General features: G+C 70.1%; 10 protein-coding genes. All 10 read left to right on the forward strand.

Annotation, left to right across the window (positions count from 1 at the left end; genetic code table 11):
* Positions 1 to 259 precede the first annotated feature (259 nt).
* Positions 260 to 880 carry a hypothetical protein gene (locus tag HUN59_RS14800; RefSeq protein WP_174778785.1) on the forward strand — a complete coding sequence of 207 codons (621 nt, stop codon included), beginning with the start codon at positions 260 to 262 and terminating at the stop codon, positions 878 to 880.
* A 51-nt stretch (positions 881 to 931) separates the two neighbouring features.
* A complete protein-coding gene (locus HUN59_RS14805; protein WP_174778786.1) occupies positions 932 to 1,828 on the forward strand; it encodes a P22 phage major capsid protein family protein in 897 nt (298 codons plus the stop codon).
* The gene (locus HUN59_RS14810; protein WP_174778787.1) at positions 1,828 to 2,295 is read left to right on the forward strand and encodes a head-tail connector protein; all 468 of its coding nucleotides are present in this window, start codon (positions 1,828 to 1,830) and stop codon (positions 2,293 to 2,295) included. The genes HUN59_RS14805 and HUN59_RS14810 overlap by 1 nt, the downstream gene beginning before the upstream one ends.
* Positions 2,296 to 2,306: 11 nt before the next feature.
* Positions 2,307 to 2,705 carry a DUF6093 family protein gene (locus HUN59_RS14815; protein ID WP_174778788.1) on the forward strand — a complete coding sequence of 133 codons (399 nt, stop codon included), beginning with the start codon at positions 2,307 to 2,309 and terminating at the stop codon, positions 2,703 to 2,705.
* The gene (locus tag HUN59_RS14820; protein WP_174778789.1) at positions 2,698 to 3,093 is read left to right on the forward strand and encodes a hypothetical protein; all 396 of its coding nucleotides are present in this window, start codon (positions 2,698 to 2,700) and stop codon (positions 3,091 to 3,093) included. Before HUN59_RS14815 ends, HUN59_RS14820 begins: the two co-directional genes overlap by 8 nt.
* The gene (locus HUN59_RS14825) at positions 3,090 to 3,521 is read left to right on the forward strand and encodes a hypothetical protein (protein ID WP_174778790.1); all 432 of its coding nucleotides are present in this window, start codon (positions 3,090 to 3,092) and stop codon (positions 3,519 to 3,521) included. The genes HUN59_RS14820 and HUN59_RS14825 overlap by 4 nt, the downstream gene beginning before the upstream one ends.
* A 42-nt stretch (positions 3,522 to 3,563) precedes the next feature.
* Positions 3,564 to 4,079 carry a phage tail tube protein gene (locus tag HUN59_RS14830; RefSeq protein ID WP_174778791.1) on the forward strand — a complete coding sequence of 172 codons (516 nt, stop codon included), beginning with the start codon at positions 3,564 to 3,566 and terminating at the stop codon, positions 4,077 to 4,079.
* Between the two features lie 74 nt (positions 4,080 to 4,153).
* Entirely contained in the window at positions 4,154 to 4,726 is a 573-nt protein-coding gene (locus tag HUN59_RS14835; RefSeq protein WP_174778792.1) for a hypothetical protein, read from the forward strand.
* 128 nt (positions 4,727 to 4,854) lie between these two features.
* Entirely contained in the window at positions 4,855 to 5,154 is a 300-nt protein-coding gene (locus HUN59_RS14840) for a hypothetical protein (RefSeq protein ID WP_174778793.1), read from the forward strand.
* A gap of 49 nt (positions 5,155 to 5,203) precedes the next feature.
* Positions 5,204 to 6,841, forward strand: a 1,638-nt coding sequence (locus HUN59_RS14845; protein WP_174778794.1) for a phage tail tape measure protein, incomplete at its 3' end; no start/stop codon positions are given.

Below are 6,841 nucleotides of genomic sequence, written 5' to 3' on the forward strand. Positions count from 1 at the left end.
CGAGCGAAGAACCGCCGAGATCGTCTACGGCTCCTGGGAGCCCAACGAGCGCGAGCAGGGCTTCATCGACGCCTACCAGCGCGCCGCCCGAGAGGCCAACGCCGCCGGCTACGCCCGCACCCAAGAGAGCGTCCTGCCCCGCATGCGCGCGAACGGCGACTTCCGCGACTCCCCCGCGATCCGCAACCAGACCACCGAGCCCCCACAGGGCTAGGCACCGCTGCCCTGGTGGCAGCCCGACCGCCCCAGGAGGGCACCCATGAAGAGCACCACCGGAACGACGTACGCCCCGTGCACCCGCGACGGCCTGGCCCGCATCGGCCAGTCCCCGTTCGAGCTGCGCGGCATCCGGTTCATCGACGGCGACGACGGCGCGAAGCCCGGCGACCCCGCGGACCCTGCAGACCCGGCGGACCCCGCCGATCCCGCAGACCCGGCCGACCCGGCAGAGCCGAAGGAGCCCGAGGACCCGGACGAGAAGGGCGACAAGTTCGACTCCGACAAGGCACTCGGCAAGATCCGCAAGCTCAACTCGGAGGCCAAGAACCTCCGCGACCGAGCGACGAAGGCGGAGCAGGCGGCCGAGGCGAACAAGGACAGCGCCCAGAAGGTGACGGCCCTGGAGGCCGAGAACCTCAAGCTCCGCGTCGCCGTCAAGCACGGCCTGCCCGAGTCCCTGATGAAGCGCCTCTCCGGCACCACCGAGGAGGAGCTCCTGCAGGACGCCGAGGAACTGCTCGAGATGTTCGGCAAGGACGGCGGCCGCCCGCCGTCGGGCCAGCCCCGCGAGCAGCTGCGCCCCGGCAGCGGCAACAACAACGACGCCGGCGACCCCACCGCGGACCTCGACAAGTTCGCCGCGGACGTCTTCCGCCGGTAACCACGCCCCCGACCCGGGCGGCGCGACCACTCTCACCAGAAAGGGGCCATCGTGGCACCCACCCTCTACACCCCGCAGCAGGCCGCCCGCGCCACGCTGGCGTCCCTGCGCTACCTGACGCTGCTCCCGCGCACCGTCCGGCAGGACTTCTCCCAGGAGTTCGTCGCCGGCGTCGGGCAGACCGTCAACGTCCTCGGCCCGGTCACCGCCGGCAAGGCGAAGGTCTACACCAAGGCCAACCGCACCGCCCGCGACTCGATCCAGTTCAACGACCTCGACCAGAAGTGGTTCCCGGTCACCCTCGAGAACCAGGTCTACAACGCCGTCCGCCTGCCGGACGACTTCGCGACCTTCACCCTCAAGGACCTCACCACCCAGGTCCTGATCCCGCAGGCCGAGTCCGTCGTCGACGAGCTCGCTGCGCCGCTGGTCGCGCAGATGGTCGCCATCGGCACCGACGCCGCGATCCCGAAGGTGAAGGCGGACGGCACGAACTTCCGCGCCGCCCTCATCGCCGCCCGTCAGGTGCTCAACCAGCGCAATGTCCCGGCCGCGAACCGCACCTTCGCCGTCGGCTCCAACATGGAGGCCGCCGCCCTCAACGACGTGCTCCTGCAGCGCGTCAACGAGTCCGGCAGCTCCGACGTCCTCCGCGACGCCACGATCGGGCAGCTCTTCGGCTTCACGATCGTCGCGGACCCGACCCTGCCCGCCGACTTCGGCATCGGCTACCACAAGGACGCGTTCGCCCACGTGACGCGCCCCTCGCGGCAGCCGGAGGGTGCGGCGAAGTCCGCGACCGTCGCCCAGGACGGCTACTCGCTGCGCTGGATCCAGCACTACAACCCGCTGCAGCTCGAGGACCAGTCGGTCGTCGACACCTTCTACGGTGCGACGACCCTCGACGCCGTCCGCGCGGTGTCGGCCTCGATGGCGACGGCGTCCTAGTGGGGACCCCGGCGACCACGCTCGCCGGGGTCACCGACCTCGGCGACTGGCTCAACGAGGTCATCGCGGAGGACACCGCCGACGCCAAGCGCGCCGTGCTGTGCCTGAGGCTCGCGTCCGCCCTGGTTCGCAACGAGACAGGGCGGACGTTCCTCAACCCCGACGGCACGCTCGTCGACCCGGTGCCCGACGACGTGCAGCTCGTGACGCTGTACTGCGCCGGCCGGGTCTACGACAACCGCGAGGCGCAGACCACCGGCGGTGTCGACGACGCGACCGAGGGATGGAAGGTCGACGAGTCCGGTGCCTACCTCACCGCCTCCGAGAAGCGGATGCTCACCAGCTACCGCACCTCGAGCACCTTCGGCGGTCTCGGCACCGTCTCCACCACCCGCGCCCCCGACGCCCCAGCCGGGCTCGGCCGCGTCCCGACGCCGACCGCCGGCGTCTTGTTCCCCTGGTACTAGGAGGTGGTCGCGTGCGCGTCCAACGCATGCTCGCACGCGGCCGCCGCCGGGCCGAGGACCGGATGACCGACCGCTGCCAGATCGGCACCGTCACCCGTGGCGAGCGGGACCCCGACACCGACGACTACCCGATGGTCTTCACCCCGGTCTACGACGGCCCCTGCCGGTTCAAGGCCGGGAACGTCCAGGCCCAGGACGTCGACGTCGCCGCGCAGCTGCTCGTCACCCAGCTCGCCACCCTCTCCCTCCCGATCGACACCTCCACCGCCGTCCGAGCGGGCATGGAGGTGCGCGTCACGAGCTCGGCAACCGACCCGGCCCTGCCCGGCACCGTCGCTACCGTGAAGGCCCCGTTCCGTTCCGCGGACGCGACCGCCCGACGATTCCCCGTGGAGGTCACCGATGGCTGACGACGAACTCCGACAGCTCGCCCGCGACCTCGGCCAGGTGCCCGCCGGGACCGGCCCGAAGCTCCGTCAGGCGATCGAGGTGACCTCGCGGAAGATCAAGGACCAGATCAAGTCCGACTACAACGGCTCCCGCAACCTGCCCCACGCCGCCGGGTCGATCTCCTACGACATCAAGGGCACCGGCTCGAACCAGTACGGCACGCAGCTCGAGTCCGAGATCGGCCCGGTCCTCGGCGGGCAGGGCTCCGTCGTCGGCATCGTCGACGAGGGCACCAGCAAGACGCCGGGCAAGAAGCGAATCCCGAAGGCCCTCGCCGACAACGCCGAGGACTTCGACATCGGCATCCAACGCGCGATCAACGACGCGCTCGGGGAGGTCGGCCTGTGAGCCTCGCCGACGACGCAGCCCTCGTCGAGCTGCTCAAGACCGACGCCGAGCTCGCCAAGCCCGACCGGCTCTTCGACAGCGTCGCCGAGCGCGGCGACGGGAAGCCGATCTCGACCACCTGGTACGTCGTCATGCAGCCCGGGGCCGACGTCGACACCATCGAGCGCCTCGCGGGCCCGCAGGTGCACCGGCAGCCGTCCACGACGTTCCAGTGCGTCGGATCCACCCCGGAGCAGGCACGCCGTGCCGCGGAGCGCGTCGACCGGACGCTCCGCCCCCACGGGTTCGGCGTCGTACTCACCGTCCCCGACCGGGTCACGACACCGCTCATGCGGGACTACGTCTCCCCGGTGCAGCGCGACCCCGACGGCAGCACGCCGATGTGGTTCCAGACCCTCGAGTACTCGTTCCACTCCGACCCCGCCTGACCCCCACCAGCCGCGCCGCGGCACTGACACCAAGGAGCCCACATGGGTATCAACACCACGGTCCAGCCGTCCGTCGGCATGGACTCCAACCTCCTCATCCTCTGCGCCCTCGCGAGCAACCTCCCGGCGGACTTCACCACGGTCAAGGTCTCCGACCTCTCCAACGCGAAGGCCGTCGACGTCACCTACGCGCTCACCTCCGACGGCTTCAAGGAGGGCGTGAAGGAGGACACCGTCACCGACACCCGACTCGCCCTCGCCGGCGTCCTCGCGCAGCCCGGCCAGGTGACCGAGGACCTCACCGTCCGCTACGTCTTCGGCTCCGCGAACGACGTCGCCGACCCGCTGCTCACCCCCGGCGCGAACGTCGTCTACGCCGTCCGACGAGCCGTCCCGCACAACCAGGCCCTCGCCGCCGGCGACAAGTTCGACTACTTCCCCGTCAAGTGCGGCCAGAAGCAGAACGACCCGTACGCCGCGAACGCGAAGTTCACCCGCACGCAGGTGATGTACCCGCAGGCGATCGCCAGCCGGAACGTGCCGCTGCTCGCCTCGTAACCCCACTCCCGGCCGGACGCTTCCCCATCGGCGTCCGGCCGGGTCACCACCGATGGGGACGAGATGGGAACCTCATGACCTTCACCGACAAGCTCGCCGCCGCGAAGAGCGCACCCCGCCCCACCCGCGACGTGACCGTCGCCCTCGACGCCGCCGTCGAAGCGCGCCGCAAGGAGCTCTCCGACGAGCTCGACGCCGCGCGCGACAACGACGACCCCCGCCTCGCCGCCGGCCGGAACCCCGCCGAGCTGCAGCAGCAGATCGACGCGCTCGAGGCGGAGTACGCCCAGGCCCTCGTCGTCATCCGCTTCACCCGGCTCCCGGGCCAGGAGTGGGCCGAGCTGACCCTCAAGAACCCGGGCCGCCCCGACGTCATCGCCGACACCGTCGTCGGGAACTACAACGTCCACGCCGTCACGCGCGCCGCCGCGGTCGCCTCCGGCGTCATCGTCGACGGCGACGACGAGTACCAGCCAACCCCGGACGAGTGGAACGACCTCTTCGACACGATCTCCGGCTTCGAGTTCGGGAACGTCGTCGACACCGTCTACAGCCTCAACCAGGCAGACGCGCAGCAGGCGATCGAGATCGCGGGAAAAGCATTGGCAGCAATCCAGGACTCCGGGCGGATGTCGCTGCCGCAGTAAAGCTCGGCATCTCCCCCCGGAGATTCTGGGGCTGGGAGCCCCGCGAGACGCACCGGGTCATCCGCTCCGGGAACCGCATCCTCGGCCACGACGTCGAACGCGAGCCCGAGTGGAACGACGCCGACCGGATGCTCGTCCTCGCGCTGCAGCGGTACACGGACAGCCTCGGCCCGCATGGCTTCCCGATGGAAGACGTCGTCTCAGCCCTCGCGGATCCCACCAACCCTGAGGCCGAGTACGGCTACGTCGCTGGCGTCCCGACGCGGATGCCCGACGGCAGCCTCCGGGACATGCCGGTCGTCGACCAGGCCCGCAAGGTGCAGCAGGACGCCGAGGACGCGTACCGCGAACTCCTCGGACCCGACGCGTCGATGAACGGCGTCTTCTTCCCCGTCAGGCGCGTCGAGCGGACACCGCCGACGCCCTGACAGGGCCAGCACCACCGACAACTCAACAGCGCTCGACGGGAGACCCGCCATGGCAGATCGCATCGTCCGCGTCGTACTGCAGACCCTGTCCTCGAACTACGTGCAGGGCATGAACGCCGCCGAGAACGCGACGAACGACACGACCAACGCCGCCCAGCGGCAGCACGAGGCGATGGAGAAGCTCGGCAAGGTCTTCCTCGGCGTCGGCGCGGCCGCCGCTGGGTTCGTCGTCCTCGCCGTGAAGTCCTTCGCGGACTTCGACGCGCAGATGTCGCAGGTGAAGTCCCTCTCCCACGCGACCGCGTACGAGATGGACCAACTCCGCAACGCCGCCCTCACCATGGGGCAGGGCATCGGCTTCTCGGCCACCGAAGTCGCCGAAGCCGAGACCGAGCTCGTCAAGGCCGGCGTCAGCGTCAAGGACATCCTCGGCGGCGGCCTCAAGGGCGCACTGAACCTCGCCGCCGCCGGCCAGCTCGACGTCGCGAAGGCCACCGAGATCGCCGCGGTCGCGATGACCCAGTTCGGCCTCAAGGGCTCTGAGGTGCCGCACATCGCCGACCTCCTCGCCGCCGGCGCGGACAAGGCCCTCGGCTCCGTCGAAGACCTCGGCATGGCGCTGAACCAGTCCGGCCTCGTCGCCGCCCAGTTCGGCCTCTCCGTCGACGACACCGTCGGCACCCTCTCCGCCTTCGCCCAGGCCGGTCTCCTCGGCTCCGACGCCGGTACCTCGTTCAAGACGATGCTCACCCAGCTCGCGAACCCGTCGCAGCAGTCCGCCGAGCTGATGCAGAAGCTCGGCATCAACACGAACGACGCGAACGGCCAGTTCATCGGCATCACCAAGCTCGCCGGCGTCCTCCACGACCAGCTCGGCTCCCTCACCCAGGCACAGCGGAACCAGGCACTCGCGCAGATCTTCGGCAACGACGCGATCCGCGCCGCGAACGTGCTCTACCAGAACGGCGCGTCCGGGATCCAGGGGTGGATCACCAGCGTCGACGACACCGGCTTCGCCGCCGTCCAGGCGTCCGGGAAGATGGACAACCTCAACGGCGACGTCAAGAAGCTCGGCTCCGCCTTCGAGGCCGGCCTCATCAAGTCGGGGTCCGCCGCGAACGTGCAGCTCCGCGGCATGGTGCAGGCAGTCTCCGACCTGGTCAACGCGTTCGTGAACGCGCCCGGCTGGGTCCAGGCGACCGTCCTCGTCATCGCAGCGCTCACCGCGGGGATCGGTCTGCTCGGCGGCGGCATCCTCACCATCGTCCCTAAGGTCGCCGCCGCCCGCGCGGCCATGGCCTCGATGGAGCTGTCGGCGAAGAGCCTTGCCCTGTCGATCGGCAAGGGCGGCGTGCTCCTGCTCGCGCTGGGCGCGGTCGTCAGTGGCCTCGGACATCAGCTTCATCGCGAGCGAGCCCTTGCCCTGGGCGAGGTTGTAGAGCTCCTGGTCGGAGAGGTTCTTGCCCTGCGCGCCGGCGAGGTCGATGAGCTTCGCCTTGTAGTCGGGCATCTGCTCGAGCAGGTTCTTGACGGCGTCCTTCCCGCCGCCGGCCTCCTTGACGAACTCGTTGAACTGCTTCGTCGCGCCCTTGAGGTCGGAGTCCGCCACCTCGGCGAGCCCCTGGCCCATGGCCCGGAAGTTCGCCTCGAACCGCTTCGTGGTGTCGGAGAGGTGGAAGATGCCGAA

This window comes from Curtobacterium sp. Csp2 (assembly GCF_013347165.1).

What these genes read in the sequence shown, in the direction of transcription:
- HUN59_RS14800 (WP_174778785.1), top strand. Translation starts at nt 260, where the DNA reads ATGAAGAGCACCACCGGAACGACGTACGCCCCGTGCACCCGCGACGGC.
- HUN59_RS14820 (WP_174778789.1), top strand. Translation starts at nt 2,698, where the DNA reads ATGGCTGACGACGAACTCCGACAGCTCGCCCGCGACCTCGGCCAGGTG.
- HUN59_RS14830 (WP_174778791.1), top strand. Translation starts at nt 3,564, where the DNA reads ATGGGTATCAACACCACGGTCCAGCCGTCCGTCGGCATGGACTCCAAC.
- HUN59_RS14835 (WP_174778792.1), top strand. Translation starts at nt 4,154, where the DNA reads ATGACCTTCACCGACAAGCTCGCCGCCGCGAAGAGCGCACCCCGCCCC.
- HUN59_RS14840 (WP_174778793.1), top strand. Translation starts at nt 4,855, where the DNA reads ATGCTCGTCCTCGCGCTGCAGCGGTACACGGACAGCCTCGGCCCGCAT.